General features: G+C 71.0%; 24 protein-coding genes and 2 pseudogenes. 9 read left to right on the forward strand and 17 right to left on the reverse strand.

Annotation, left to right across the window (positions count from 1 at the left end; translation table 11 throughout):
- The 7 genes and pseudogenes from AC1DYZ_RS18265 to AC1DYZ_RS18295 all read right to left on the reverse strand — a co-directional run.
- A pseudogene (locus AC1DYZ_RS18265) lies at positions 1 to 1,141 on the reverse strand (hypothetical protein); the annotation flags it as partial.
- A gap of 199 nt (positions 1,142 to 1,340) precedes the next feature.
- Positions 1,341 to 1,841: a flavin reductase family protein gene (locus tag AC1DYZ_RS18270; protein WP_477066540.1), complete on the reverse strand. Its 501-nt coding sequence runs from the start codon at positions 1,839 to 1,841 to the stop codon at positions 1,341 to 1,343.
- The gene (locus AC1DYZ_RS18275; protein WP_477066541.1) at positions 1,838 to 2,260 is read right to left on the reverse strand and encodes a hypothetical protein; all 423 of its coding nucleotides are present in this window, start codon (positions 2,258 to 2,260) and stop codon (positions 1,838 to 1,840) included. The genes AC1DYZ_RS18270 and AC1DYZ_RS18275 overlap by 4 nt, the downstream gene beginning before the upstream one ends.
- A gap of 5 nt (positions 2,261 to 2,265) precedes the next feature.
- Complete coding sequence (locus tag AC1DYZ_RS18280; RefSeq protein ID WP_477066542.1) at positions 2,266 to 3,225, reverse strand: PIG-L family deacetylase; 960 nt, start codon at positions 3,223 to 3,225, stop codon at positions 2,266 to 2,268.
- A gap of 7 nt (positions 3,226 to 3,232) precedes the next feature.
- Entirely contained in the window at positions 3,233 to 5,182 is a 1,950-nt protein-coding gene (typA, locus tag AC1DYZ_RS18285; protein WP_477066543.1) for a translational GTPase TypA, read from the reverse strand.
- A gap of 129 nt (positions 5,183 to 5,311) precedes the next feature.
- Positions 5,312 to 7,099 carry an ABC transporter substrate-binding protein gene (locus AC1DYZ_RS18290; RefSeq protein ID WP_477066544.1) on the reverse strand — a complete coding sequence of 596 codons (1,788 nt, stop codon included), beginning with the start codon at positions 7,097 to 7,099 and terminating at the stop codon, positions 5,312 to 5,314.
- A 151-nt stretch (positions 7,100 to 7,250) separates the two neighbouring features.
- On the reverse strand, positions 7,251 to 9,053 hold the full coding sequence (locus AC1DYZ_RS18295; RefSeq protein ID WP_477066545.1) for an ABC transporter ATP-binding protein: 1,803 nt from the start codon (positions 9,051 to 9,053) through the stop codon (positions 7,251 to 7,253).
- A 26-nt stretch (positions 9,054 to 9,079) separates the two neighbouring features.
- Between AC1DYZ_RS18295 and AC1DYZ_RS18300 the strand changes: the two genes are divergently transcribed.
- On the forward strand, positions 9,080 to 9,700 hold the full coding sequence (locus AC1DYZ_RS18300; RefSeq protein ID WP_477066546.1) for a PH domain-containing protein: 621 nt from the start codon (positions 9,080 to 9,082) through the stop codon (positions 9,698 to 9,700).
- Between the two features lie 2 nt (positions 9,701 to 9,702).
- Here AC1DYZ_RS18300 and AC1DYZ_RS18305 read toward each other — a convergent pair whose 3' ends face one another.
- The 3 genes from AC1DYZ_RS18305 to AC1DYZ_RS18315 form a co-directional block, all read right to left on the reverse strand.
- Complete coding sequence (locus tag AC1DYZ_RS18305; protein ID WP_477066547.1) at positions 9,703 to 10,836, reverse strand: ABC transporter permease; 1,134 nt, start codon at positions 10,834 to 10,836, stop codon at positions 9,703 to 9,705.
- Entirely contained in the window at positions 10,833 to 12,374 is a 1,542-nt protein-coding gene (locus AC1DYZ_RS18310) for an ABC transporter permease (RefSeq protein ID WP_477066548.1), read from the reverse strand. The genes AC1DYZ_RS18305 and AC1DYZ_RS18310 overlap by 4 nt, the downstream gene beginning before the upstream one ends.
- Positions 12,375 to 12,599: 225 nt before the next feature.
- Entirely contained in the window at positions 12,600 to 14,387 is a 1,788-nt protein-coding gene (locus AC1DYZ_RS18315) for an ABC transporter family substrate-binding protein (RefSeq protein WP_477066549.1), read from the reverse strand.
- A 381-nt stretch (positions 14,388 to 14,768) separates the two neighbouring features.
- Between AC1DYZ_RS18315 and AC1DYZ_RS18320 the strand changes: the two genes are divergently transcribed.
- The 4 genes from AC1DYZ_RS18320 (at position 14,769) to AC1DYZ_RS18335 (ending at position 17,083) form a co-directional block, all read left to right on the forward strand.
- Positions 14,769 to 15,233, forward strand: coding sequence for a nitroreductase family deazaflavin-dependent oxidoreductase (locus AC1DYZ_RS18320; protein WP_477066550.1), 465 nt, complete (start codon positions 14,769 to 14,771; stop codon positions 15,231 to 15,233).
- A 5-nt stretch (positions 15,234 to 15,238) separates the two neighbouring features.
- Entirely contained in the window at positions 15,239 to 15,787 is a 549-nt protein-coding gene (locus tag AC1DYZ_RS18325; RefSeq protein WP_477066551.1) for a GNAT family N-acetyltransferase, read from the forward strand.
- Positions 15,788 to 15,989: 202 nt separating this feature from the next.
- The gene (locus AC1DYZ_RS18330; RefSeq protein WP_477066552.1) at positions 15,990 to 16,499 is read left to right on the forward strand and encodes a hypothetical protein; all 510 of its coding nucleotides are present in this window, start codon (positions 15,990 to 15,992) and stop codon (positions 16,497 to 16,499) included.
- 65 nt (positions 16,500 to 16,564) lie between these two features.
- Positions 16,565 to 17,083: a GNAT family N-acetyltransferase gene (locus AC1DYZ_RS18335; protein ID WP_477066553.1), complete on the forward strand. Its 519-nt coding sequence runs from the start codon at positions 16,565 to 16,567 to the stop codon at positions 17,081 to 17,083.
- A gap of 22 nt (positions 17,084 to 17,105) precedes the next feature.
- Here AC1DYZ_RS18335 and AC1DYZ_RS18340 read toward each other — a convergent pair whose 3' ends face one another.
- Positions 17,106 to 17,654: a CGNR zinc finger domain-containing protein gene (locus AC1DYZ_RS18340; protein WP_477066554.1), complete on the reverse strand. Its 549-nt coding sequence runs from the start codon at positions 17,652 to 17,654 to the stop codon at positions 17,106 to 17,108.
- A gap of 85 nt (positions 17,655 to 17,739) precedes the next feature.
- Between AC1DYZ_RS18340 and AC1DYZ_RS18345 the strand changes: the two genes are divergently transcribed.
- Complete coding sequence (locus AC1DYZ_RS18345; RefSeq protein WP_477066555.1) at positions 17,740 to 18,426, forward strand: hemerythrin domain-containing protein; 687 nt, start codon at positions 17,740 to 17,742, stop codon at positions 18,424 to 18,426.
- Here AC1DYZ_RS18345 and AC1DYZ_RS18350 read toward each other — a convergent pair.
- The 5 genes from AC1DYZ_RS18350 to AC1DYZ_RS18370 form a co-directional block, all read right to left on the reverse strand.
- Positions 18,419 to 19,183: an ABC transporter permease gene (locus AC1DYZ_RS18350; RefSeq protein ID WP_477066556.1), complete on the reverse strand. Its 765-nt coding sequence runs from the start codon at positions 19,181 to 19,183 to the stop codon at positions 18,419 to 18,421. The two genes, AC1DYZ_RS18345 and AC1DYZ_RS18350, sit on opposite strands and share 8 nt — an antisense overlap.
- Positions 19,180 to 19,974, reverse strand: a complete 795-nt coding sequence (locus AC1DYZ_RS18355; RefSeq protein ID WP_477066582.1) for an ABC transporter ATP-binding protein — start codon at positions 19,972 to 19,974, stop codon at positions 19,180 to 19,182. Before AC1DYZ_RS18355 ends, AC1DYZ_RS18350 begins: the two co-directional genes overlap by 4 nt.
- 35 nt (positions 19,975 to 20,009) lie before the next feature.
- Positions 20,010 to 20,861 (reverse strand): DUF4097 family beta strand repeat-containing protein, encoded by an 852-nt coding sequence (locus tag AC1DYZ_RS18360; protein WP_477066557.1) that lies wholly within the window; start codon positions 20,859 to 20,861, stop codon positions 20,010 to 20,012.
- A gap of 80 nt (positions 20,862 to 20,941) precedes the next feature.
- The gene (locus tag AC1DYZ_RS18365; protein WP_477066558.1) at positions 20,942 to 21,430 is read right to left on the reverse strand and encodes a histidine kinase; all 489 of its coding nucleotides are present in this window, start codon (positions 21,428 to 21,430) and stop codon (positions 20,942 to 20,944) included.
- A gap of 47 nt (positions 21,431 to 21,477) precedes the next feature.
- Positions 21,478 to 22,206 (reverse strand): class I SAM-dependent methyltransferase, encoded by a 729-nt coding sequence (locus AC1DYZ_RS18370; RefSeq protein ID WP_477066559.1) that lies wholly within the window; start codon positions 22,204 to 22,206, stop codon positions 21,478 to 21,480.
- A 125-nt stretch (positions 22,207 to 22,331) separates the two neighbouring features.
- Between AC1DYZ_RS18370 and AC1DYZ_RS18375 the strand changes: the two genes are divergently transcribed.
- The 3 genes and pseudogenes from AC1DYZ_RS18375 to AC1DYZ_RS18385 all read left to right on the forward strand — a co-directional run bounded on the left by AC1DYZ_RS18375 (position 22,332) and on the right by AC1DYZ_RS18385 (position 24,277).
- Positions 22,332 to 22,850, forward strand: a complete 519-nt coding sequence (locus tag AC1DYZ_RS18375) for an SRPBCC family protein (protein ID WP_477066560.1) — start codon at positions 22,332 to 22,334, stop codon at positions 22,848 to 22,850.
- Between the two features lie 298 nt (positions 22,851 to 23,148).
- Positions 23,149 to 23,481 (forward strand): annotated as a pseudogene (locus AC1DYZ_RS18380) (hemerythrin domain-containing protein); the annotation flags it as partial.
- Positions 23,482 to 23,821: 340 nt separating this feature from the next.
- Entirely contained in the window at positions 23,822 to 24,277 is a 456-nt protein-coding gene (locus tag AC1DYZ_RS18385; protein ID WP_477066561.1) for an SRPBCC family protein, read from the forward strand.
- A gap of 103 nt (positions 24,278 to 24,380) precedes the next feature.
- Here AC1DYZ_RS18385 and AC1DYZ_RS18390 read toward each other — a convergent pair whose 3' ends face one another.
- Complete coding sequence (locus AC1DYZ_RS18390; protein ID WP_477066562.1) at positions 24,381 to 25,331, reverse strand: sugar phosphate isomerase/epimerase family protein; 951 nt, start codon at positions 25,329 to 25,331, stop codon at positions 24,381 to 24,383.
- Positions 25,332 to 25,423: the final 92 nt, after the last annotated feature.

A 25,423-nucleotide genomic window follows, 5' to 3' on the forward strand; every position in this document is an offset into this window, starting at 1 on the left:
GCGCTGACGCGTCTGGCGTTGCCGCGGCGGTCGTGGTCGGCACCGTCGCGGTCGCGGCGGTGGCCKACGACGGGATCGTGCGGGTGACCGGGGCGGCGAGCGTCCCGACCGGCGCGKGGGCACCGGGCTTTGCGGCGGCAGACGCCGCGGCGGTGGACGCCGCGGCCGTGGACGCCGCTGTGGCTGCGGCGACCGGTGCGATCACCGCCGTGGCGGCGTCACGGCCGTTCGTCGACTCGGGTGACGTCGACTCAGAAGCGGGCTCGGCAGCGACGGAGCTCGTCGCGTCGGCCGACTTCTCTGTGCCGACCTTCGCCGCGGGCACGCTYGAGGTCGCGGCGGAGGCTGCGACGACAGCCGCAGCCGCCGCCTTCGAGGCGGACGCGTCGTCGGCCGACTCCTCGGCCTCCGGCGTCGCGCCGGCGACGACCTCGGACTCGGGTGCCGCGTCGACCGGGCTCGTGGGCCCCGAGTCGTCGTCTCCGTCAGCGTCGACGGCCGTCGCGGCGACCTCGTCGGCGGCTGCGGGCTCGGTGGTCTCCTCGCCCGACTGGACCGGGTCGTCTGCCGCGTCGGTCTCGTCGGCGGGCTCGTCGTCCTGGCGCGTGGCATCGACGCCGGACTCGGCGGCGTCGTCAGCGGCATCGGCCGGGGGCGAGACGACGCCGTCGGACTCGCCGACCGGGGCGTCCACCGCCGGATCGAGGTCTGCCTCCGGTTTTGCCTCGTCGTCGGGAGCGGCGTCAGCCTCGACCTCGGAGACGGCCTCCGGCTCGGGATCCACCTCGGTCTCGTCATCGGCCGTCGGCTCAGCGTCCGCCGGCGACGCGGCGTCGGATCCCGCCTCGGGATCCGCGTCGGTCTCGCTGTCGGCCACCGGCTCGGCCGGTGCCACAGCACCGGGCTCGGCCGCCGTCCCGGACTCCACAGCATCGGTCGCCGGGTCGTCGTCGACCGTCGACGTGGCCGACTCGTCACTGGCGCTCTCGGGCTCCGAGAGGTCCGGCCCTGCGGGTGTCCCGGCACCGCCCCAGACGGGCCAGACCGGGTCCGACGACGGACCGCTGCCCGGCTCAGGCGGGCTCTGCCGCCCGTCGCCGCTGCGCTGTCCGGGCTCGTCGCCGTCGGTGCCGTTGCTCATCCTGCTCCCCCGCTGCTCCACGCGCGCACACGCGTCCGCGCGAGTCTACGTGCCCGGGCTAACCGGTCCGGCCGGAGACGCGGCGCGCGGACGAGGTTCTCACCCGCCCGGCCCCGCCCCGCGGGCGGGTGCGAGGAATCGCGCCGGCCGGGCGTCGAGAGACCTCCGGCCCACGAGGGCCCGGACCGGGCGACGTCGGTCAGCGGACCGGGCGCAGCCGTCCGCGCAGGTGCACCAGGCCGCCGGCGCCGGCGGCGCCCTGCTCTGCCGCGAGGACGGAACCGACGACGACGTCGTGGTCCCCCGCGCGGTGCACGGAGGCCGTCCGGCAGTCGAACCACGCCGCGGCACCGTCGACCCAGACGGCGTCGGACACGGGTGCGGTACGGTGCGGGACGCGCGCGAGCTGGTCGATCGCCGGGCGCCCCGGAGAGGCCAACCAGTCGGCGGTGTGGCCCTGGTCGTCGGCCAGCACGCTCACCGACCAGGTGTCGACGTCGTCCAACGCGTCGCGGAACCGGGCGTCGGTATGCACGCAGAACAGCAGCATCGGCGGCTCGAGCGAGACCGACGTGATCGCACTGGCCGTCATGGCGTGCAGGGTGCCGCGCCAGCGCAGCGTGATGACGGCGACGCCCGCGGGGAGCCGTCCGACGGCGGAGCGGAAGTCGTCCGGGGACACCTCGGACGCGTCGGTCACGGGGTCGCGCCCGTCCCGTCACCCTCGAGCACCGGCGCCTCCGGCCGCGGCTTGCGGGCACGCGGGCGGTCGTCGAACAGGGCGCCGGGCAGGAGGCCGGCGAGGATGGTGACGACGACGGAGCCGAGCACCCACCACCAGCCGATCGCCTGCCCGTCGGGCACCAGCACGTCGCCGCCGGGCCCCTCCTGCGTGAGGACCTGCACGGACACGACCAGCCCGATCGCGTAGCCGGCGAGCGCCAGGAGGCCGCCCCAGGCGCGCGCCGTGATCGCGGCGGCGAAGGCGAGCACGAGGCAGATGACGACGCCCCAGGGCTCGATGCTGCGGTGCATCACGGTGCCCAGGGCGCCCACGACCACCCCGAGGACGAGGGTCGCGACGGCCGTGCCGATCGCACCGGCGGTGAGGCGTTGCACGCGCGTCAGGCTACCGGGCGGACGCCGACGGGCCAGACCACGTCCTCGCCGGACCCGCCCGTGCCCCGCCGGTAGCCCTCGACCGGAAGCAGCGGCGCGAGGATCCGGTTGCTGAGCGCGTAGCAGGCGACCAGCCCCGCGTCGTCGTCGATCGCCCGGATCGCCTGGACCTGGGTCACGTGGGCGCGCAGCGCGGTCAGGACGCGGTCCCGGACCGGCAGCACGTCGACCTCGAGGTCGACCTCGTCGTCCGGGACGGCCACGGACGGCAGCTCGGCGGCAGCGTCGGGCACCTCGAGCTCGTCGTACAGCGAACCGAGCGCCGCGAGCACGGCGTCGCCACGGAGCGCGCGCAGGCCACGCTGCAGCGCGAGGCGCCCCTGCACGGCCCAGAGCACGACCGGGACCGCGAAGGCGGGCGACGCGTCGTCGGGACGCGAGCCGGCGAACTCGACCGCCCACTGCGTGACCTCGTGCGTGCGGACGTGGTCGGGGTGCCCGTAGCCGCCGCCGGGCTCGTACGTCACGACGACGTCGGGGCGGCGCGCCCGGATGACGCGAGCGAGGCGCTCGGCGGCCTCCTCGAGCCCGACGCCGACGAACGCCCCCGCGGGGATCTCGTCGGGAAGCCCGGCACGGCCGGTGCCCACCCACTCCATGCCGGAGTCCTCGAACCGCTGGTCGACGGACCCGGGGATGGTGTCGAGGTACCCGCGGTCCGGCACGCCCAGCGCCGCCAGCGCCTTGCCCAGCTCGTGGTCGCGGTGCTCGGCGAGCGCCGGCCCGTCCCCCTCGAGGTGGGCCAGGCGCTCGCCGATGACCTCGCCGCGCTCACCGCGCGTGCAGGTCACCACGGTGACGGGACGACCGGCGGCTGCCCAGGTGGCGAGCAGCGCGCCGGTCGCGAGCGACTCGTCGTCGGGGTGCGCGTGCACCGCGACGAGGCCGCCGGAAGAACGAGTCACGCAAAGATCAGGCGCGCTTGGAGCGGGCCGTGATGCGCGCGCGCTCCGTCTGGTCGAGCACGACCTTGCGGATGCGCACGATCTCGGGCGTCACCTCGACGCACTCGTCCTCGCGGGCGAACTCGAGGGACTCCTCCAGCGTGAGATTGCGCGGCGGGATGAGGTTCTCGAAGTTGTCGGCGGTGGCCGAGCGCATGTTGGTGAGCTTCTTCTCCTTGGTGATGTTCACGTCCATGTCCTCGTTGCGCGAGTTCTCGCCGACGATCTGCCCCTCGTACACCTCCTGCGTGGGCTGGACGAAGAACGAGCCGCGCTCCTGCAGGTTGATCATGGCGAACGGCGTGACGGGACCCGAGCGGTCGGCGACGAGCGAGCCGTTGATGCGGGTCTCGATCGGGCCGGCCCACGGCTCGTAGCCCTCGGAGATCGAGGACGCGATGCCGGTGCCGCGGGTGTCCGTGAGGAACCGCGTGCGGAAGCCGATGAGGCCACGGGCGGGCACCAGGAACTCCATGCGGACCCAGCCGGTGCCGTGGTTCGACATGGTCTCCATGCGGCCCTTGCGCTGCGCGAGCAGCTGCGTCACGGCGCCGAGGTACTCCTCGGGGACGTCGATGGTCATCCGCTCGACGGGCTCGTACGTCTTACCGTCGACCTTCTTCGTGACGACCTGCGGCTTGCCGACCGTCAGCTCGAAGCCCTCCCGACGCATCTGCTCCACCAGGATGGCCAGCGCGAGCTCGCCGCGGCCCTGAACCTCCCAGGCGTCGGGGCGCTCGGTGGGCAGGACGCGGAGCGAGACGTTGCCGACGAGCTCCTTGTCGAGGCGGTCCTTGACCTGGCGAGCGGTGACCTTGTGGCCCTTGCCGCCGCGGCCGGCCAGCGGGGACGTGTTGATGCCGATGGTCATCGAGATGGCCGGGTCGTCGACCGTGATGAGCGGCAGCGGACGCGGGTCGTCGGGGTCCGTGAGGGTCTCGCCGATGGTGATGTTCTCGATGCCGGCGACGGCGACGATGTCACCGGGGCCTGCGGAGTCCGTGCTGACGCGCTCGAGCGCCTTGGTCTCCAACAGCTCGGTGATCTTCACGTTCGCCAGGGTGCCGTCCGCCTTGGCCCACGCGACGGTCTGACCCTTGCGGATCGTGCCGTTGAAGACGCGGAGCAGGGCGAGGCGGCCGAGGAACGGGGACGCGTCGAGGTTGGTGACGTGCGCCTGCAGCGGCGCGCCCTCGGTGTAGGTGGGTGCGGGGATCCGCTCGAGGATGGTCTTGAACAGCGGCTCGAGGTTCTCCGAGTCCGGCAGGCCACCGTCGGCGGGCTGGGTCAGCGACGCGCGGCCGGCCTTGGCGGCGGCGAACACGACGGGGACGTCGAGGATCGCGTCGAGGTCCAGGTCCGGCACGTCCTCGTGGAGGTCGGACGCGAGGCCCAGCAGCAGGTCGGTCGCCTCGTGCACGACGTCGGTGATCCGCGCGTCGGGGCGGTCGGTCTTGTTGACCACGAGGATCACGGGCAGCTTGGCGACGAGCGCCTTGCGCAGGACGAAGCGCGTCTGCGGGAGCGGGCCCTCGCTCGCGTCGACCAGCAGGACGACGCCGTCGACCATCGACAGACCGCGCTCGACCTCGCCGCCGAAGTCGGCGTGGCCCGGGGTGTCGATGACGTTGATGGTGATGCCGCCGGGCTCGCCGATCTCCGCCGCCGCGGGACCCGTGTACCGGATCGCCGTGTTCTTGGCGAGGATCGTGATGCCCTTCTCGCGCTCCAGGTCGCCGGAGTCCATCGCGCGCTCGTCCACGTGGGCGTGGGAGCCGAACGAGCCGGACTGCCACAGCATGGCGTCGACCAGCGTCGTCTTGCCGTGGTCGACGTGGGCGACGATGGCGACGTTGCGCAGGTCGTTGCGCACGCTCGTGCCGGCGGAGGTCGTCGGCGCAGTCGTGGGCTCAGACATGGGGAACTCATCTCAGAAGGTGGGGAGCGCGCCGGGTCGTCGGCCGCGCCGATCGATTCTACCCGCACACCTGTCCCGACGGGTCAGATGGTGACCAGACGCACGTCAGCGCCCAGCGCGAACAATCCCTCAGCGCCCAGCGCGCGCCCAGGACCACCACGACGTCAGGTCCGCGCGCCCGAGCTGGAGCGGATCCACCTCGAGCGGCGCCGCGGTGCTGCCCGACGTCTCTGCCGCGGACGCCCGCGTCGCCACGACCACGGGCTGCCGCACGAGCGAGAGCACGGCGCCGCCGTCCTCGAGGCTCTGCGCGACCGGTGCCAGCTGGGCGTCGACCGACGTCGGGTCGACGCTCGCGGCGAGGGGTGCGAGCACCGCGTCGGTGGCCGCATCCGTCCAGCGCGTCACGTTCGTCGCGCCACCCGTACCCCACCGGGACACCACGGAGTCGACGGGCAGGTCCGACTGCGACACCGGCACGAGCGCCGCGTCCCAGGAGTCCGGCGCCCCCACCAGGTCGGGCCCGAGGCCGTCCACCACGTCGTACGGCTCCACCTGGAACCCGACGTCGGCGGCCGTCGCCGTGAGCAGCGTGAGCATCGCCGACCGCAGCGGGTCCGTCGCGTTGACCAGCACGCGCACGACCACGGGCTCGGTGACGCCGGCGTCCGCGAGCAGGCGGCGCGCCCCCGCGATGTCGGCCGGACCGCTGGGCGCCACGTCGCCGCCCGCGTCCGGGCCGACGGTCGGCAGCAGCGCACCGGCCACKGTCGCCTCKGGCCACAGCGGCCGGATCACGTCGGAGACGATCGCGTCCCGCGGGACCGTCAGCAGGAACGCGCGACGCACCGCCGAGGCGACCGCCGCGTCGCCGCCGTACGACGCCGGGTCGAACGCCCCGCCGCCCGCCGCCTGCAGCTGCAGCTGCAGCGTGCTGTCCCCGCCCGTGGTCACGTCCGCCCCGTCGACCTTCGCCAGCGCGTCGAGCACGTCCTTCGTGTCCGTCGGCGTGACCACGTCCACCGTGCCCGCGTCGAGCGCCGCGACCTCCGCCAGCGGGTCCAGGTCGCTGCGGACGACGACCCGGTCGTACGCCGCTCGGCCGGAGCCCTTGTACTTGTCGTTCTTGGCCAGCTCGACGCGTTCGCCGGGCACGATCAGGTCGACCACGTACGGACCCGTCGACACGGCCTGGTCGACGTGCTGCGCGAGCGTGTCGGCGTCGAACCCGGTCCGCCACGCGGCGGAGATCGAGCTCAGCGCGGCCTTGTCCTGCTCGACGATGGCCTTCGTCACCGCCGCGGCCGCGGCCGCGGGATCCTCGACGCCGAGCGCGGTCTGCCCCAGCACGTGCGCCGGCACCCCGACGTCGAGCGCCGTCGGCCAGTCCGCGACGGGCGTGGCGTACGTCAGCGTGAACGTGGGGCCGTCCGTCGTCGGCAGCTGCTCCGCGTGCACCAGGGCCGGCGACGCCGCCGCGAACGCCACACCTGCGTCGAGCGCGTCGTTGTTGGTGATGCCGCCCTGCGGGTCGAGCTCCGGGGTGACGTCGTCCAGCTGGCCGCTGCGCGCCGCCCACTCGAGGAGCAGGTCGTCCGTGGTGACCGGCACGCCGTCCGACCACGCGGCCGACCGGTCGATCGTGTACGTCACGGTCAGCGGCGCGTCGCTCACCTTCGCGACGGTGCCGAAGCCCTCGTCGGGCACGGCGGTGCCGTCCTCGTCGAGCGAGACGAACCCGGACTGCGCGAGCGAGCGCACCAGCGTGCTCCCCGGCGCCCGACCCTCGGTGGTCCCGCCGTTCAGCGACGTGAACGGCGACCCCACGGCCACGACGACCGTGTTGGTCCGGCTCGGCTCGGGCGTCTCCGTGGTGCACGCCGCGAGGAGCGAGAGCGCCCCGACAGCTCCCGCCACGACCAGCCACCTACGATGCACCACGACCCCCGCTCGCACCTGATCGGACTATCCGCCCCATGCGAGCGATATCGGTCGATCACACCCGCACCTGAACCCTTCCGGACATCTCGTCCACAGGACGGGACGCCACGCGGGGTCCGCGGGACGGCTAGGACTTCTCGAGCAGGAGCGCCCGCAGCTCGCGACGCTCGCGCTGCTTGTCCGGGTCGGGCAGGGGCACTGCCGCGATGAGCCGCTGCGTGTACGCCTGCTGCGGGTTGCGCAGGATCGCGTCGCGCGTGCCCTGCTCGACGATGACCCCGCGCCGCATGACCGCGATGCGGTCGGCCAGCACGTCGACGACCGCAAGGTCGTGCGTGACGAACAGGCACGCGAACTTCAGGCGCGCCTGCAGGTCCTGCAGCAGCTCCAGCACGGTGGCCTGGACCGAGACGTCGAGCGCGGACGTCGGCTCGTCGGCGACGAGCAGCTCGGGCGACAGGGAGATCGCGCGGGCGATGCCGACGCGCTGCTTCTGCCCGCCCGACAGCTCGTGCGGGTACCGGTTGCGGTAGCTGCGGGGCAGCTGCACCTGGTCGAGCAGCTCCTCGATCCGCTTCTGCAGCGCCTCACCCTTGGCCACGCCCGCGAGGTACATCGGCTCGCCGATGCTCTCGCCGACGGGGAGCCGCGGGTTCAGCGACGACGACGGGTCCTGGAACACCATGCCGACCTTGCGGCGCAGCGAGCGCAGCTTCTTGGCGTCCCGGACGGTCAGCTCGACGCCGGCCACGGTCAGGGTGCCCTCGACCACCGGCAGCAGGCCGACGGCCGCGCGCCCGATGGTCGTCTTGCCCGAGCCCGACTCGCCCACCAGGCCGACGACCTCGCCGGGACGGATGAGCAGGTTGGCGCCCTCGACCGCGCGGAAGGCGGGGATGCGCCCCTGCTTCGGGTACTCGATCGCGACGTCGACCAGCTCCAGGATCGGGGCGGTGCCCTCGACCTCGGCCGCTCGTCGTGCGCGCTCCGACACCTCGAGCGCCTTCTTGTTGGCCGCCTCGCGCCGCGCCAGCTCGGCGGCGTCGACAGTGAGGACGTCCTCGTTGCCGGTGGCCGCGGCGAGGGCAGCCGTGAGGTCGATCTCCTCGCCCGACGAGTCCGCCGCGCCGAGGTGCGGGACGGCAGCCAGCAGCTCTTGCGTGTACGGGTGCTGCGGGTTGCTGAAGATCTCCCGCGCGGTGCCCGTCTCGACGATGAGCCCGCGACGCATGACAGCGATGCGGTCCGAGAGGTCCGCGACCACGCCCATGTCGTGGGTGATGAGGATGACCGCCGAGTGCAGGTGGTCGCGCAGGTTGCGCATGAGGTCGAGGATCTCGGCCTGCACCGTGACGTCGAGCGCCGTGGTGGGCTCGTCGGCGATGAGCAGGACCGGGTCGTTGGACAGCGACTGCGCGATCATCGCGCGCTGCCGCTGGCCGCCCGAGAGCTGGTGGGGGTAGGAGTTGAAGGCCTTGAGCGGGTCGGGCAGCTCGACCATCGTGAGCAGCTCGAGCGCCCGGTCGCGGGCGTCCGACGGCGACATCATGTTGTGCAGCCGCAGGGCCTCGATGATCTGCGCGCCGATCGTGTAGACCGGGTTCAGCGCCGTCATCGGCTCCTGGAAGATCATCGCGATGTCGTTGCCGCGGATCTCCCGGACCTTCGCCGACGACATGTCGCTCATCTCCTGGCCCATCAGCTTGATGCTGCCCGTGATGCGCGCGTTCTTGGGCAGCAGGCCGAGGAGTGCCATGGAGCTCACGGACTTGCCCGAGCCCGACTCGCCCACGATGGCGAGGACCTCGCCGGCGTGGACCTCGTAGCTGACGTCGATGGCAGCCGGGATCCACTTGCGGTCCACGGCGAAGTCGACGGACAGGTCGGTGACCTGGAGGACGGGTGCGTCCTGGGAGGTCGTATCGGTCATCGTGTGACTCCTGAGATCATGCGGGCATGCGTGCCGAAGGTGGCGACCTGTCGTACAGGCCGCGCAGCAGATATGTGTCGACGATCGCCGCCTGGACGGTGATCGCGGGACTGACGGCAGCGCGGGGCTTCGAGGACGGGGCGACGGCCGTGCTGCGGGCGCTGCCGCTGGCGTTCGGCCTGGGTCTGTTGGCGTGGCTGGTCTTCTGGCACCCGCGGGTCGACGTCACGCACGAGGGCGTGACGCTGGTGAACCCGCTGCGCACTGTCCGGGTGCCGTGGGCCGCGCTCATCCAGGTCGAGACGCAGTACTCGCTGACTCTGGTGACCCCGACCGGCCGCTACCGCGCCTGGGCGGCACCCGGTCCGGGCCGCCACCAGGTGGTGACCGCCGGCAACGAGGAGCTCTCCGGGATGTCCCGCATGGCCCGCGACTCCCGCGGAGCGGTCTCCATCGGCGACCTGCCCAGCGCGCCGTCCGGCCACGTCGCCTCGATCGTCCGCCGCCGCTGGGAGGAACTCGTGGAGAACGAGCTGCTGCCCATCGGCGTCGCGGACGACACGCCCGTGGACCAGCACTGGAACGGAGCGGCGATCGCGCTGCTCGGTCTGGCGGTTGTCGGCGTCGCGGTCGTGGCTCTGACCTGACGTCACCGCCGGCCCCGCCCGTCGTCGTTCTCGTCGCCCATGTCGCGAGGCTGGTCGAACGACTCGTACAGCCCACCAGACGCGATGGAGTCCGAGCCGGCGCTGGAGATGTGGTCCGGGGCGGCCCCGGGCTTGTACATCGTCGTGCGGTCGCGCGTCTCCTTGACCCGGCGCAACGCGAGCTTCTTCTGGCGAGGGTCGAACGCGTCGCGCAGACCGTCGCCGATGAAGTTGATCGTGAGGCAGATGACGACGATGAAGACGCCGGGCCACCAGAACAGCCACGGCCGGGTGGCGAACGCGGCCTGGTTGGCGCTGATGAGCGAGCCCAGCGAGACGTCCGGCGACTTCACGCCGAGGCCGACGTAGCTCAGCGCGGTCTCCGTGAGGATCGCCGCCGACATCAGCAGCGTGGTGTTCACCGTGATGACGCCGACCGCGTTCGGCAGGATGTGCTTGAAGATGATCCGCTGGTTCGACGCCCCGGCCAGGCGGGCGGCGTCGACGAACTCGCGCTCGCGCAGGGTCAGGAAGTCGCCACGGACCAGGCGCGCCATGCCGGTCCACGACACGAGGCCGAGGAACGCCGCCAGGGCCACGACGCTCTTCGCCGAGTTGGCCACCACGGCGGCCGCGATGAGCGCCGGGATGATGATGATCATGTCGGTGAACCGCATGAGCACGGCCTCGGTCTTGCCGCGGAAGAAGCCCGCGCTCGAGCCGATGAGCACGCCGACGAGGGCGGCGATGAAGCCGACCATCAGCATGATGAACATCGAGATCTGGGTCCCGCGCATGGTCATCGCGAACAGGTCACGACCGACGCGGTCCTGGCCGAACGGGTGGTCACCGAGCGAGAACGGCAGCAGCTGGAGCGTCGGGTGTCCGCCGTTCTGGAGCGGCGGGGTGTCCGCGTAGCTCCACATCCACCATCCCGGGATCGGTCCGAGCCCGATCGCCGAGATGGCCAGGACGAGCACGAAGGCGAGCACCACGATGCTGACGACGGCACCGGTGTGCCCGAAGAACCGCTTGGTGACGATGCGGCCCTGGCTCAGGCCGCGGACGTCCTCCGGGTTCTCCGGGGTCGTCGGGTTCGGCGGGACGTCCGCCGTGTTTTCCAGGATGGCGGTCATGCCTTCACCCTCACTCGCGGGTCGAGGGCCGAGTACGTGAGGTCGGCCAGCAGGTTGAACACCACCGCGGTGATGCCGGTCACGAGGAACACGCCCATGACCGGATTGGGGTCGACGTTGTGCAGGCCGGTCAGGAACATCTGACCCATCCCCTTGATCGAGAAGACGTTCTCGGTGATGACAGCGCCGCCGATGAGGCCGCCGATGTCGATGGCGACGATGGTGGCGAGCGGGATCATCGCGTTGCGGAACGCGTGCCGCGTGACGACGACGCGCTCGGAGAGCCCCTTAGCGCGTGCGGTGCGGACGTAGTCCTGGCCCATGACCTCGAGCATCGACGCACGCGAGTAGCGCGTGTACGACGCCAGCGAGATGAGGATCAGCGCGATCGTCGGCAGGATCAAGTGCGTGTACTTGTCGATCCCGGTGATCCAGAAGTCGCCGTTGAGGTTCGGCGTCTCGGCCCCGATCGTCGCGATCGGACGGTTGCGGATGCGCGGGTTGGCCATGTACGCGGGCCACGACTGCATGTAGCGGTCGAGCAGGATGAGGAACGCGACCGCGAAGCTGGTGAGCGAGGCCGCCTTCATCGACTGGCCACGGTCGTAGCCGCCCATGAGGTACCCGACGAGCAGACCCACCCCGATGGCCAGCAGACCGAGGCCGATGATCATCCACAGGTTCGCGTTGTCGAGCAACGGCTGGAGCGCGAAGTACGCGACCAGGCCGATGCCGACCGTGATGAAGCAGGAGTAGAGCGCCTTGCGGTTCTGCAGCCCGGCGAACAGCACGGTGAACCCGTACGAGGCCGCGATGCCTGTGACCGTGATGACCACGACGCCGAGGGACGGCGTGGTGAACCAGCGGGTGACCGACAGGTAGTAGAGGACCGCAGCGGTGACGAGCGTGGCGGCGCCGAAGGTGATCAGGCGTCGCCGCAGGTTCCCGGCGATGATCACGGTCCAGATCAGACCGACGATCAGCGAGATCACGACCACGGTGCCGTTCGCGATGTACGGGTCCCGCAGGAAGTCGTTGAAGCCGATGGCCCCGAACTCCTTGAGCAGGACCGCGACCCAGAAGACCGGCAGCGAGAAGAAGAGGAAGGTGATGAACGTGACCGAGTAGTCGAGGGTGCTGTACTGCCGCAGCGCAGTGATGACACCGATGGTCACGCCGAAGAGGATCGCGAGGAGCGCGGCTGTGGTGACCAGCTGGAGCGTCGAGGGGATCGCGGTCGACAACGCCGCCGTCACCGGCTGGTTCTGCAGCGTGACCCCGAGGTCGCACTGCCCGCCGAACGGGATCACGCACTTGATCGCGCCGCTGAGCCAGATGAAGTAGCGGAGCGCCGGCGGCACGTCGAGGTGGAGCAGCTCCGTGCGCTGCTGCATCTGGGCGCCCTTGCTCGGCGAGTTGCTCGACCGGATCTCAGCCAGCGGGTCGCCCGAGTAGGCGATGAGCAGATAGACGATGAACGACGCGCCCAGCAGGATCAGCAGGGACGCGAGCAACCGTCGAAGGATGTAGGTGGTCATCGTTTCTCAGGTGTCGGTGTCGGGGCGGCACGCCGAACCGCGTGCCGGGAATGGTCAAGCGTAATTCAGTCGCCGCCCCAGTACCGCACGGACCTCGTCGTCCTACTGCGTCGAGCTGTGGGCGGACCCGAAGGTGCCGGGTCCCCGCGAGCGGGCGACCCGGCACCTTCGGTCGTTCAGGCGACTGTCACACAGTCGCCGGGTGGTGCGCTAGTTCGGCCAGGATCAGCCGTCGTTGACGCTCCAGTTCCAGACGTTCCACCAGACACCGTTCTGGTTGGGGTTGTACGCGTCGATGCCCTGAACCCGGTCGGCGACCGCGTCCACGCCCACGCTCTGGAAGAACGGCAGGCCGTAGTCGGCGGCGAAGATCTTCTGGTCGATCTGCTGCTGCAGCTCGGTCTGCTTGTCCTTGTCGGTGGTGACGATGAGCTCCTGCATGAGCTCGTCGGCCGACGTGTCGGAGAAGCCGTTGAAGTTCGAGTCGGCGCCCGTCCCGAAGATCTGCGGCACGCCGGAGACGCCGACGCCCGAGTTGATCCAGCCGAAGATCGACGCGTCGTACGAGCCGTCGCCGAGGCGCGAGCCCCACTTGGCGTCGCCCTGGTCGTCGATGATGAAGCCGGCCTGCGAGGCCGACTGCTGGATCAGCGTGAACGCGTCAACACGGTTCGGGTTGTTGACGTTGTAGAGGATGCGGACGGTCGGCGTCTGGCCGGCGAGGAGCGCCTTGGCACCCTCGATGTCCACGTCGGCGAACTTGTCGGAGCCGTTGTTCTTGACCGAGTCGGCGTAGCCGTCCTGGGCCGGGACGAACAGCTGCGAGTCGAGGACCTTGGACTCGGGGTCCAGCGGCGTGATGATCGCGTCGAGGATCGCCTGGCGCGGGATCGTCTTGAGGAACGCCTCACGGACCTTCTGGTCGGCGAAGACGCCGTTGAAGTTCAGGTCGATGTGGTCGTACGCGAGCTGGTTGCCCTTGTGGACCTGAACGCCGTCGAGACCCTCGAGCGAGGCGAGCGTGTCGGCGTTGGCCTGCGGCGAGATGATGTCGACCTCACCGTTCTGCAGCGCCTGGACCATGGCGGACGGGTCCGCGATGGTGCGCATGGTGATCTCGTCCAGCTTCGGCTTGAGGCCGCCGGTGTACTTGTCGTTGGCCTTCATCGTGACCGACTGGCCCTCGACGACGTCCGTGACGATGTACGGGCCGCTGGACAGGTACAGCGACGGGTCGCTGGGCAGCGTCCGGGAGTCGAAGCCCGTGTTGTAGAAGTCGGCGGCGGCCTTGAGCTGCGGGTCGGTCGCGGCCGGGGCGTCGGGGTTGCCGCGCGGCTTGTCCTTCATGACGGCGGTCAGCGCATCGGCGTCGGCGAGGCCGGCACCCTTCGCGACGACGTGGGCCGGGCGGTCCAGACCGAACGAGGTCTCCCAGTCGGCGAACGGCTTGGAGTACGTCAGCGTGATGCTGCGGTTGTCGTCACCGATCTCGGGGAACTCGGTGAGGGCCAGGCCGTCGGTCGAACCGGCGTAGCTGAAGTAGTTGGTGCCCGTCGTCGGGTTGCCCTCGTCGTCGGGGGCGCCACCGTCGTCGTAGAAGCCGGAGTACACGGCCCACGCGAGGACCAGGTCGTTCGCGTCGATCGGCTCACCGTCGGACCACTTCTGGCCCTCGTTGATCGTGTACTTGACCGTCAGCGGGTCATCGCTCGTCTTCTCGATCGTGCCGAACGACTCGTCGCGCTTGACCTTCAGGTCGCCGTCGATGTAGTAGAAGTTCGAGTTCGTCGCGAGCGCGATCTTCGAGTTGATGTCCGTGTTGCCGTTCGCCGTCGAGGAGTTGAACGAGAAGAACTCGTTCGTCTCGGCGACGACGACGTTGCCACCCGTAGCCGCGGCGGCCGACTCCGACGACGACGGGGTCTCCGTCGGGGCGTTGTTGGAGCACGCGGTGAGCACCAGGGCGCCGGCTGCGAGAGCCGCGGCCGCGGCGCTGATTCGCCTGATCTTCAATGTTCCTCCTGGGAAGGGGTGGACGCTGACCTGCGCGCCTCGGGCCTGCGGCAGGGCCGCGGGACAGAGGCGGTGCGGTGTAAGCACGTCCGCCGTGAGTTGCAGACAAGGTAGGCCACGGTTGCTCGGACATATCGGGCACGTATGGGCCTGACGCCGGATCGTTACCTGATTGATACTGGCGAGTACCGTCCAGCATGCGAGATGGCGACCAGCGGAAACATCACCGTAATGTGTCCGTTCCCGAGGCCGCAGGGGTGTCTTGACTCAAAAGAAGCCACGTCCGGCGCGTTGATCTGCTATGGCGGTCCCGACCGTCTGCTATAGGGTCGCCCGCCGCGAGACGCCGGTCACAGGCAGATCGTCGGGGACACTCGTCCGATGGATCTCACCACCACCGCGCGCCGCCTGGGGCGCACCCGATGGTTCGCACGCCTCGGCCGGGCCACGACCGGACTCGACCGACGCCTGCAGAAGGCCACGGACGGCCGCTGGAGCACCCTCGGCCGGGCGCGGCTCCCCCAGCTGATCCTCACGACCACGGGCCGCAAGTCCGGCGAGCCGCGCGAGGCCGTGCTGCTCTACGCGGTCGACGGCGACGGCTGGGTGCTCATCGGCTCGAACTGGGGCCAGGCGCACCACCCCGCGTGGTCGGGGAACCTCCTGGCCGACCCTCGCGCATCGGTCACCGTCGGCGGCGTCACCACCGAGGTCCTCGCGTCGCTGGCCGACGACGACGAGCGCGCCCGCCTGCTGCCCGCCCTGCTCGCGGTCTGGCCGGGGTACGACGACTACGCCGCGCGCGCCGGCCGCGAGCTCCGGGTGTTCCGTCTGGCCCCGGCCTGACCTGCATGAGCGACCCGCTGATCCTGCCGACCCTCGTCGGCCACGGCGTCCGGCTGCGCGCCTTCACCCCGGCCGACGTGCCCGTCGTGCGCGAGGCAGCGCTCGACCCGCTGATCCCGCTCATCACGTCGGTGCCGGCTCGCGGCGACGACGACGCGTGCCTGGCCTACGTGGCGCGCCAGGCGGACCGGCTCGCCCAGGGCGTCGGCTACTCGTTCGCTGTCGCGGACCTCGGGACCGACGAAGCCGTCGGCCAGATCGGCCTCTGGCTGCACTACCTGCAGGACGGACGGGTGTCGACGGGGTACTGGATCGCGCGGCCGCACCGCGGGCGAGGCCTCGCCACCGACGCCCTGGTCACCCTGAGCCGCTGGGCCGTCGGCCTGCGCAGCGTCGCGCGGGTCGAGCTCTACGTCGAGCCGTGGAACAGGGCATCGCGCCGGACCGCCGAGAACGCGGGCTTCACGGCGGAGGGTCTGCTGCGGTCCTGGCAACGGGTGGGCGACGAGCGGCGGGACATGGTCATGTACTCGCTCCTCGCTCCGGCGGACTGAGCCGGACGCCGGTGAGGCGTCCGTCACGGCGGTCGTCCGCGATTTGGTGTTGCGCCGCGCAATCGTGCGGCGAATGCTCGAGAGCGCGAACGTCGAGGCAGTCCGGGAAGCGGGCACGGCCCGACGACATCGTTACCGGCTGGTAACCAGGGGGTGGGCCGCACACGGCCCCGTTCGTCGAAACGTCGCAAGGAGTTCCACCGTGAAGCGTGCCGCCCTGTTCCTCGTCGCTGCTGCCCTGACCACCACCCTCGCCGCCTGCTCCAGCGGCGACGACACCAGCGACGACTCGACCGCCTCGTCGTCGTCCACCGCGTCGTCCACCGCGAAGCCGACCGCCGACGCCGGCAGCACCGCGGCGCCGGCCGAGGCGAACATCGCGCTCGCCTGCGGCCGCTACTACAACGGCGGCGCGAGCTCGCTCAAGGTGCGGATCGCGGCCGTCGCGCCGGCCATGGACGCGCAGGACGCGGGCACGCCGCTCGACGAGGACACCACCACGGAGCTGGGCGCGATCGACTCGTCCCTCGTCCTGGCCGTCAAGGTGGCGCCCGCGCCGCTGGCCGGGGCGTACACCGCGATCCAGGACCGCATCCAGGGCGCCCTGGCCGCCGCCGAGTCCGGCGGCACCAACGCCGCCACGCTCGACCTCCCGGCGCAGGACGCCACGATCAGCACGGAGTGCGCCGCGGGTGGCTTCCCCGTCAGCTGACACCTCCCGGCGGGTCGCGACGAAAGGTCGTGACCCGCCGGCGGCCGGTTTGGCAGGATCCGGCCATGACCGACACCCTGCTCCTGCGCGCACTCTCCGTCTCCGACGAGCAGGACGCCCGGGCCGCGCACCGCGAGCTCGCCGACGCGGGGTTCGAGTTCGTCCTGGGGCTCGACGAGGCCCCGAGCTGGCCGGCCCTGCTCGAGTCCCTCGAGCGCGAACGCACCGGGCACGACCTGCCGCCGGGGCGCGTGCCGGCGACGTTCCTCGTCGCGGTCGTCGGCGACCGGATCGTCGGACGCCTCTCCGTCCGGCACCGGCTCAACGCCTACCTCGCCGAGGTCGGCGGTCACATCGGCTACGCCGTCCGGCCTGCTGCCCGCCGCCGCGGCTACGCCACGGAGATCCTGCGGGCGGGGCTGCGGGTCGCGGCCGACCAGGGCGTCGAGTGCGCCCTCGTCACCTGCGACGACGACAACGTCGGGTCGGCCACGGTGATCGAGCGCTGCGGCGGCGTGCTGCGCGACACGGTCGACGTCGACGGATCGCGCAAGCGCCGCTACGACGTCCCGACTGCGCCCTGAGTGCCGCGCACGTCGGCGCGCCCTACCGCGAGGATCCTCGACCCCGCGCTCGCTCGTCCGAGGTTCCCCGCGAGCGCTGACGGTACGCCCGGGCCTTCATGACGTCGCCGCACTCGTTCATCGAGCACCAGCGGCCGGACCGGTTGCGCGACCCGTCGTAGTAGATCCACTGGCAGTCGGGGTTCGCGCACGCCTTGAGCCGCGGCCACTCCCCCGCCGCGTGTGCCCGATGGACCTCGGCGAGCAGGTCGGCGACGAGAGCGTCGTCCCCCGCCGCGGCGAGGACCGCCGCGCCGCCGTCGAAGGTCACGACCAGGGGGTGCGCGGCCGCGATCGCCGCGAGCCCGGCCTGGTCACCCGTCACGAGGTAGTCGCGCAGGGCATCGCGGAACGACCGGAGCGGTCGGGGACCGCGGGCCTCGAGGTGGTCGACCCCGTGGAAGCGGTCGTCGGTGTTCAGCAGGGAGCGGACGCGCTCCAGCGGCCCGGGGGCGACGCCGGGCTCGGCGCCCAGCGAGACCCACTCGAGGAGCGGGTCGGGGCGGGTGATCTCGCTGACGGTGTCCTCCATCGCTCTTGACGTCGGCTGCGGGTCGCCACAATAGTCGTCACCACTGTAACGGTTTTACTGGTGATGCACACGCAAGGAGACCCCGATGACCACCGCGACGACCGAGAAGCTCGGCTGCGACACCTCCGACATGCTGACCATCCACGCGCTGTTCCGGCGCGCGTTCACCGACGCGCCCGGGCTCGTGCGCGGGGTCGAGGACGGTGACCTCGCCCGCCTGGCTCCCGTCGCCGGCCATGTGCGGGAGGTCGCCGGTGCGCTGCACCACCACCACGAGGGCGAGGACCTGCTTCTGTGGGACACGCTCGAGCAGCGCGCGCCCGCCTGCGCCCTGCACGTCGGCCTCATGCGGGCCCAGCACACGGCCACCGCCCACCAGCTCGAGCGCCTGGACGAGCTCATGACGGCATGGGAGGAGGACGCCGGCGTCGAGGAGCGCGACGCGGTGGCCGCGCACCTCGACGAGCTCCGGGACACGCTCCTGGCGCACCTCGGCGCCGAGGAGACGCAGATCCTGCCGACGGCGTCGACCGTCATGTCCCAGCGCGAGTGGAGCCTGCTGCACGAGCACGGCATGGCGTCGATCCCGAAGGACCGGCTGTTCCTGCAGCTCGGCTGGGTCCTCGAGGTCGTGCCCGCAGGCGAACGGGCAGGTTGGCTGCGTGCCAACCCGCCCGCTCCTGCCCGGGTGCTGTGGCGGCTCGTCGGCAAGCGACAGTTCGCCGCGCACCGGGCGTGCGTCTACGGACCCGGGTCCGCGCCCCTCAGCTGATCTTGCGCCGGTAGACGCGCATCGCGAAGTAGTAGGCGACGACGAGGATGCCGACGCACCAGGCGAGGGCGACCCAGATGTCGCTGCCGACCGGCTGCCCGGAGAACAGGTTCTGGATCGTGTCGACGATCGACGTCACCGGCTGGTTCTCCGCGAAGGCCCGCACGGGCGCCGGCATCGTCTCGGTCGGCACGAAGGCCGAGCTGATGAACGGCAGGAAGATCAGCGGGTAGGAGAACCCCGCGGCGCCGTCCACCGACTTCGCCGACAGCCCGGCGATGACCGCGACCCACGTGAGCGCCAGCGTGAACAGCGCCAGGATCCCCGCCACGGCGAGCCAGGCGAGCACATCGGCCGAGGTGCGGAACCCCATGAGGAGGCCGACGAGCACGATGATCACGACCGTGATGGCGTTGGACGCCAGCGAGGTCAGCACGTGGGCCCAGAGCACCGACGGTCGGGAGATCGGCATCGAGTGGAACCGCTCGAAGATGCCGCTCTGCAGGTCCGTGAACAGCCGGACCGCGGTGTAGGCGATGCCCGACGCGATCGCGATGAGCAGGATGCCCGGCAGCAGGTAGTCGACGTAGTTCTCGTTGCCGGTGTCGATCGCCCCGCCGAAGACGTAGACGAACAGCACCATGATGGCGATCGGCGTGACCGCGGTCGTGATGATCGTGTCGACGCTGCGGGTGATGTGGCGCATGGAGCGGCCGGTCAGGTCGACCGTGTCGCTGAAGAAGTGCGTGGTGCTCATGACCGGTCCTCACTGAGCTCGGTGGTGGCGTCTTTCCCGACGAGGACGAGGAAGATCTCCTCGAGGGTGGGCTGCTTCTCGACATACTCGACCGTCGCCGGCGGCAGCAGCTTCTTGAGCTCGGCGAGGGTGCCGTTCGCGATGATCCGGCCCTGGTGCAGGATCGCGATCCGGTCCGCCAGCTGCTCCGCCTCGTCGAGGTACTGCGTGGTGAGCAGGACCGTCGTGCCCTGCGTGGCGAGCTCCTTGATGACCTGCCAGACCTCGAGCCGCGCCTCCGGGTCGAGACCCGTGGTGGGCTCGTCGAGGAAGAGCACCTTCGGCCGGCCGATCAGGCTCATGGCGATGTCGAGGCGGCGGCGCATCCCTCCGGAGTACGTCGCCACCTTGCGGGCTCCCGCATCGGTGAGGTCGAAGCGCGCGAGAAGGTCGTCCGCGATCTGGCCGGGGCCCTTGAGGTGTCGCAGCTTGGCGACGAGCACCAGGTTCTCCCGGCCGGAAAGGATCTCGTCGACCGCGGCGAACTGCCCGGTCAGGCTGATGGACTCCCGGACCTGCAGCGGTTCGCCGGTGACGTCGAACCCGTTGACGATGGCCGTGCCGGCGTCCGGCTTCAGCAGCGTCGACAGGATCCTGACGATCGTGGTCTTGCCGGCTCCGTTCGAGCCGAGCAGGGCGAAGATGCTGCCCGGGGCCACGTCGAAGTCCACGCCGCGCAGGACGTGCAGCTCCTTGTAGGACTTCTCGATGTTCTGCAGACGGATCGCCGGTCCGCGATCCTCGATGCCCATCATGTCGCTGGTTCCCCTCGTCTCGTGTGCCGAACTCATCGGGCGTGCTGGACGGTGATGTCGCCGGACGCGGTGCGCGCACGCACGGCGACCGTTCGCTCGGACTCGGCGGGGGCGACGTCACCCGCGAGCTGGTTGCGGACGTGGCCGATCTTCGATGACAGGTCGAGCCAGGCCGGGACTCCGGGCCGCACGCCGATCGTCACCTGGCCGTAGCCGCTCTCGACCTGGATGGACCCGCTCGAGACCTCGCGCAGGTCGATGGCCCCGTACGCCGTCTTCGCGGTGACGGAGGCGAGCGCCTGGGTGATCTCGAGGTCGCCGTAGGACAGCTTCGCCTCGAGGTCCCCGCCGGACTTCCCGACGGTGACGGTGCCGTGCGACGCCTTGAGGACCGCGTCGCCGGTCACCGTGCCGAGCCGGATCTGACCGTGGTCGGCCGTGATCTCCGCCCCGCCCTCGACGGTGCCCACCGTCGCGTTGCCGTGCCCGGCACGCAGCCACAGGTCGCCGGTGGCCTCGACGTCCGCGCCACCGGACGACGCCTTGATGCGGGTGGCGCCGAGGCGCCCGACGGTCCGCACGTTCCCGACCGAGATCTCGGCCGTGAGCCGCGACCCCGCGGGCAGCTCGACGACGACGTCGACCGTGTCGAACGGTCCCGGGCCGATCCAGCTGAGACGGGGCTTCGGGCCCGTGATGGTGAGCCGCTGGCCGTCGAAGTCGACCTTGGTGTCCTCCGCGCCCCGCCGGTCGACCGCCTTGGCGGGGTTGGTGGGCGTCACGGTCACGACGGTGTCGGTGCGGTCGCCGGCGACGACGTCGATCGCACCGACCTGCAGGTGGATGGCGAGGTCGATCGGAGTGGGTGTGCTGTACGTGGGCATGCTCACGACTCCCTGCTTCTGGGTGTGTTCGTCCGGCCCCGCGGGTCCGCGTGGCTGGTGGAGGTGGGTGGGGCTGGGGGCTAGCGCGCCCAGCCGGCGAAGCTGTCGCCGGTCCGCAGCGTCTTGGCCGCGGACCGTCGTTGCCTGGGTTGCAGTGCTGCCGCGATCGCGCGGACCAGCCATGCGTTGACGGACAGACCGTCGGCGGCCGCCGCCTCGTCGACCCGCACCTTGAGGGCATCGGGAAGGCGGAGCGTCGTGCGGGACGTGCTCACGTCGTCGAGGTCGACGGCCGCGGCGGGTGCGTCGTCGGTGTCGTGCTCCGCGTTCGGCTGGGCGACGACGAACTCGATCTCCCGCCCGCGGAGCCGCAGGTCGACCGAACCGGGTGCGAGGTCGCGAGTGATCTCCCCTGCCGCGGCCGAGAGGGCGTCGAGCAGCACGATCCGGGCGGCGGAGTCGAGGCCGGCGACGAGACGCTCGGCGACGGCGCGAGTGTCCTCATTGCCGTTCTCCGCGGCCTCCACCAGCTGGCGCTGCAGGTCGGTGACGTACTGTCCAAGTTCCATGGCACCATCTTGACACCACAGTGGTGTCACGTCAAGCAATTGTGGTGTCAGACGTGACACCGCGCCACGAACACCATCTCCCGCCCCGGCCGGTCGGGTGCCTCCCGGACGTCCAGCACGCCGAAGCCGGCCGCCTCGAGGGAGCGCTCGACGGTCCCCCGGTCGCGGAACCGCAGGGTCGAGTCCGAGTGCAGCACGGCTCCGTCCGACGCGAACACGTAGTGGGCGCGGAACGTCACGGTGTCGCCGACGACCTCGGTGACGTCGGTCCACGTCTCGACCCGCCCGACCCCCTCGACGTCCGTCGCCTCGAAGGTCGCCTCGCGCGTCCACTCGCGCCACGCCTGCCGCTCCGGGATCCGGGTCTCGAACACCAGGTGGCCCCCTGGTCGAAGCGCGCTACGGATCCCGTCTAGAGTCGCCGCCCACTCCTCGTCGGTCACGAACACCTGCGCGACGTTGCCGGTCATCGTCGCCAGGTCGACCTGCAGCGGCGGCAGGTCCGTGGCGTCGCCCTCCAGCCATCGGACCTCGTCGGCACCCGGCTTGGCCCGCGCCACGTCGAGCGACGCGCGTGCCGGGTCGAGCCCGACCACCTCGAGTCCACGCGCCGCCAGCTGCAGCGCGAGCACGCCGGTGCCGCAGCCGACGTCGAGCACGCTGCGGGCGCCGAGCTCGTCGGCGATGGCCACGTACGCGTCGAGGTCGCTGCGGTCCGTGTCGAGCGGGTCGTAGAGCTGCGCGAGGCGGGGGACCTCGAATCCGTCGTCGGCCATGACCCGGACGCTAGGAGCGCGGCGGGACGGTGGCTACCGGAAATGCTCGTCGCCGTCGCGAGGTCCGTCGACCCGCGGTAGACCTTGACCAGACTCGTCGGACCGGCACCTACGGAGGAGACAGCATGAGCCCCAGCGCGACGGGCCGCCGTGAGACCCGCAACGGGCACGACAGCGTCGTCGTCGACCGCACCTTCCGCGCCCCGATCGAGTCCGTGTGGGCGGCGATGACCGAGTCCGACCGGCTCGAACGCTGGGTCGGCACCTGGGTCGGCGACCCGGCCTCCGGTTCGGTCCTGTTCCGGATGAATGCGCAGGGCGACGACATCAGGCCTGAGACTTTCACCATCGAGACCTGCAACCCGCCCCACAGGATCGCCCTCACCTCGAACGTCGAGGGTGAGGAGGCCGTGTGGCACTTCCTCGTCGAGCTCACCGAGGACGCCGGCACCACGACCCTCAGCTTCAGCCAGTCCGTGCCCGACGCGGAGACGGCGGCCGGCGTCGGGCCGGGCTGGGAGTACTACCTCGACCGGCTCGTGGCCGCGGAGACCGGCGCCGACGTCGCAGCGGTCGACTTCGACGCCTACTACCCCACGCAGTCGGACCACTACCGCGGACTGTTCGGCCGCGTCACGGGTTGAACCCACCAGCTCGCCATCCATCGCCACCAGGTCGAGGCGACCGGCCGGCGGAGTGATCGCCGGCCTGGGCCTGACCCGACCAGGCGATGTCGATCCCGCCGGACGGACTCCCAGACGCGCTTGACAGGGTCCCGGACGCCGACGCCGCGGGTGATGTTGCGCGCGGCGGGTCGGAGTAACGTCGGCCTCGCACCGCGATGTCGATGTCGATGATCGGGTGGAGGACGGGATGGCCAAGACACTGCCTCCCCCCGGGCCGCTGCCCGCGGGGCAGCACCCCGGCTGCGACACGTCGGGGATGATCCTCGTCCATCGGATCTTCCGCTGGCTGTATCGGGAGCTCCCCGAGCTGGTGCGCGAGGTCGAGCCGGGCGACACCGCACGCTCGGCGATCGTCGGCCGCTATGCCCACCTCGACTTCTTCGCCCTGCACATGCACCACGAGACCGAGGACATGGTGCTGTGGGACAGGCTGGTCGCGCGCGAACCCGCCTGCACCCTGCACGTCGGTCAGATGCGGGCGCAGCACGCCGAGGTCGCGGTGCGGCTCGCGCGGATCGAGCCGCAGCTGGAGCCCTGGGTGGTCAGTGCCGATCCCCGGCTTCGTGATGCCTTCGCCACCGACATCGAGGGTCTCCGCGACCTCCTGTCGGCGCACCTCGGGCAGGAGGAGGACGACATCCTTCCCGTCGCGGGGGAGGTGATGTCCCAGCAGGAGTGGGACTTCATGGAGGAGCACACCCGCGCCACCCTCATGGCGCACCGCAAGGAGCTCGGGAAGGACGTCCTGTCGCTGCAGGTCGGCCTGCTGATCGCGAGCGTTCCCGAGGCCGAGCGGGAGGACTGGGTCCGCGCCAACGTGCCCGCCCCGATCCGGCTCCTGTATCTCCTCCTCATGAAGCGGGTACGACAACGCGATGAAGGAGCTCTACCCCGACCGGCCCGTGCCCTCGATGGTGTGACGCGCCGACATGTGGCGACGCGTCAAGCTAGACGTCCATCTCGATCACCCGCCGTCGCGCGTCTACCCGTACCTCGCCGACCCGGGTCGGTGGCCCGAGTTCGCGCCCGCGGTCGACTCCCGCCGCCCGCTGGACGGCGGTCCGCTGCAGGTGGGGAACCGGTGGGCCGCAGTCGACCGCATCGGGCCGTTCCGGATCCGGTTCACCGACGTGCTCGAGGTCGTCGAGCCCGACCGTCGGGTCGTGTGGCACTCGACGTCCCCGTGGAACTCCCGCGTCGAGTACGTGTGCACGCCCGACGCCGGGGGCACGCGCATCCGCGCCGACTATGGCGGCGACGTCGCCGCCTGGCTCCGGCTGGTGGCGCTCCTGCCGACGTTCGTCCTGGCGCGGATCCTGCTGCGCGACTTCACCGGCCTCCGGCGGGTGCTCGAGGCTGCAGACCGGGCTCGCGCCCGGGAGTGACGTTCTCGCGGCCACCGGCGCCAGGCCTCGTCGGTCCGTCGTCCGACGTCGGCAGGCAGGGACCGATCCTCGAGGAGTGTCCAGCAGCGGGGTCGGCCGGTACTCAGAAGGTCACGCAGGCGAGGTAGTCGAAGCCCTCCTGGGCGGCCTCGAAGGGATCGAACGTCGGGTCGCCGAACCGGGGGTCGTGCTCGACGACGTAGTACCGCGTGCTGCCACCCGCGGCCTCGAAGATCGCCGGGAAGTCGATGATCCCGTCGCCGACGATCTCGATCCGACCGGGGAACGGGCCGGTCGCCATGTCCTTCACGTGGAACAGCTTGATCCGGTTGCCGTACTGCTCGATGACGTCGAGGGGGTTGCCGATGCCGCCGCCATTGGTAGCCCAGTAGAGGTCGAGCTGGAACACGACGTTCTTCGGGTCGGTGTAGTTCGCGAGGATGTCGAACACGGTCCGGTCGCCGAAGACCTCCTCGAACTCGACGTTGTGGTTGTGCACCATCAACGTCTGTCCCTTCTGCCGGGCCACGGCGCCGATCTCGTTGAGGTACTCGGCGTAAGCGATCCACTGGGCTTCGGTGGTGTAGACCAGCGGGAAGATCGGGGTCGCTCCTGAGCCGAAGAACTTGATCCCCAGCGTCTTGTTGTCCGCAAGGATTTGGTCGATGTCGGCCGGGGCCTCAGGGGTCCCGACGTCGACGTGCCGCGCGGAGGCCTTGAGCCCGTACTTGTCGAGGAGCGCGCGGTACTGATCTGCCGTCAGACCGCTCAGGGTGAACGGCTCGACGTTCCGGTAACCCATCTCGCTGAGGCGGCTGAACACCTCCTCCGTCCTGGCGATGGTGCCGGCGTCGGTGCCGAAGCCGATGTACTCGGCGAACGTCCAGAGCTGGATCGAGATCTTGCTCGTCGGAACTCCTCTGCCGGTGCACTCCGGCGCAGCGGCGGACGCGGCTGACGCGGTGCTGACACCACCGACGGCGAGGAAGAGCGCGACCAGCGTCGCGGCGATGAAGGCGCGCAGCGTGCGGGCCCGAGATCGATAGGTTTCCATCGGTGCCTCCCGAGGCGCCAAGCCCGAAGGTTCGACCGGCTTCCTTGCCCGTCTCATCCTCAAGTTACTGGCAGGCCAACCGGCTGTCGCGC

The sequence above is a fragment of the Cellulomonas sp. P1_C4 genome (assembly GCF_056406355.1).